Below are 1,838 nucleotides of genomic sequence, written 5' to 3' on the forward strand. Positions count from 1 at the left end.
GGCCGGCTCATCGTTGACAAGCGGCCTGAGATGAAGGGCGGAAGCTGGCGAAATGTTAGGGGTGGTCATGGTGGTCCAATGCCGCGGGCAGGCCGCGTTCGCGCACCCAGGCGTGGTGCAGTTTGCCCAGTTCGGTGATGGGTTTGGCGCCGATGGTCAGGTCGGCCCAGATGGACCGGATGGGGAGGGACGCGTGCAGGCCCGCCAGGATGCTGTTGGTGGCAAGCGCGATCCGGGCGCTGAAGGCGAATTCTGATGGCACCGTCATTTGAGCGAGCGGGTGGTCCGCGTCGCGGATGTTGACGGATCCAGCGATTGTGCGAGTAATGGTGTCGGGTGTGTAGGTCACGGGCTGGGGCATGCCCGTCTCATAGGTAAGGGTCGATAGCCAGCGCGCCAGATCTTCGGCGCGCAGTGCTGAATCGACAGGGATGAAGCCCAGTTGGGTCAACAGGTCGCGGCAGTCCTCGAGCCTGCCCTCGATGGCAGCCCACTGAAAGGCCACGTACAGCCAGCGCTGCTTCTCGGGGAAGACCTGGGCGCAACCGAAATCGAGGAACCCGACACTGCCGTCGGCATTGAAGCGGTAATTGCCCGGATGGGGATCGGCATGCACCAGATTGGCGTGCCGGTAGCAGCTGTTGGTGAATCGGGTGATGACTTCGGCCCACGTGTTTTTCAGGTCCTGATCGGCGTATTGCGCGTCCGGGTAGTCCATGCCGTCTAGGTAGGTCATCGTCAGGACCTGGTCGCTGGACGCCTCGGGGATGACCTCGGGGATGCGGATGAAGGGGTGCCCGCGATAGAGCTCGCCGAACGCGGTGATGCTGGCCGCTTCATGGCAGTAGTCGACCTCTTCGGCGATACGCGCTGCGGCCTCACGCGCCAGCGTCCGGATATCGAGCTTGATCCCTGATGCCGCGGTCATAAACCGCATGAACGTCGCCAGCAGCTCGGTGTTGGCCAGGTCATCACGGATCGCCTGCGCGACACCGGGATACTGAATTTTCACAACCACCTGACGGCGGTCCGAAAGCACCGCGCGGTGCACTTGGCCGACCGAGGCCGCCGCCATCGGCTCATCGCAGAACTCGGCGAAATGCCCTACAGCAGAACCCAACTGCTCATCGAGCACCTTGCGCACGAGCGACGGGTGCATCGGCGGCGCATCAGCCTGCAGCCGCGACAGTGCCTTCTGATACGGCCAGAATCCGCCGGTGCCCACGGCCCGGGCATCGACCATCGACAGGATTTGGCCGGCTTTCATCAACACGCCTTTGGAGTGGCCAAGCAGTTCGGTATAGCGCTCGGCGGTGCGTTCGTGAAACCGCTCGACCGCGCCGCCATCACCGGTGTGCTCGCGTATACCGGCGACCAACCGACCCCCCGCCGCGCGGGCCGCGAAACCCGCCAGCGGCATCGTGCGCCGGATCCGCCCGTGCGGCACGGGCTGGTCGTGCTGCGCCATCTGGTCCTCCCATGCGCCCACCGTATAGTAAGCTCTTGCTAAATGTAAGTGATCACTTTGGAGAGGTCAATGACTGCACCGGTGTCGACACGGGAACGGCTGGTCACCGAAGCGATGCGGCTGTTTAGCGCCAAGGGATTTGAAGCCACCAGCGTGTCCGAAATCGAAGCCGCGGCCGGGCTGGCGGCCGGCTCGGGCGCCCTGTATCGCCACTTCAAATCCAAGGACGCATTACTCGACGCCGGAATCGACCGCCAGCTCGACCGCCGCCACGCCATGCGCGACATCCGCGCACTATTCGCCGGACTCGGCGACCTACACGCCGAACTGACCGTGCTGGGTCGCTACCTACTAAGCGTCATCGACGAGG

The 1,838-nt window shown here is 64.1% G+C and carries 2 protein-coding genes; one reads left to right on the top strand and one right to left on the bottom strand.

What is annotated here, in order from left to right; genetic code table 11:
* Positions 1 to 55: 55 nt before the first annotated feature.
* Positions 56 to 1,420 (bottom strand): AarF/ABC1/UbiB kinase family protein, encoded by a 1,365-nt coding sequence (locus A9W96_RS19320; RefSeq protein WP_067142155.1) that lies wholly within the window; start codon positions 1,418 to 1,420, stop codon positions 56 to 58.
* A gap of 117 nt (positions 1,421 to 1,537) precedes the next feature.
* On the opposite strand from A9W96_RS19320, the gene A9W96_RS19325 reads away from it, so the two are divergent.
* Positions 1,538 to 1,838: TetR/AcrR family transcriptional regulator (locus A9W96_RS19325; protein ID WP_156765323.1), on the top strand; the 301-nt coding region annotated here is incomplete at its 3' end.

The organism is Mycobacterium sp. 1245852.3 (genome assembly GCF_001669335.1).
In the GTDB taxonomy this organism is placed as follows: domain Bacteria; phylum Actinomycetota; class Actinomycetes; order Mycobacteriales; family Mycobacteriaceae; genus Mycobacterium; species Mycobacterium europaeum_A.

What these genes read in the sequence shown, in the direction of transcription:
- A9W96_RS19320 (WP_067142155.1), bottom strand. Translation starts at nt 1,420, where the DNA reads ATGCCGCTGGCGGGTTTCGCGGCCCGCGCGGCGGGGGGTCGGTTGGTC.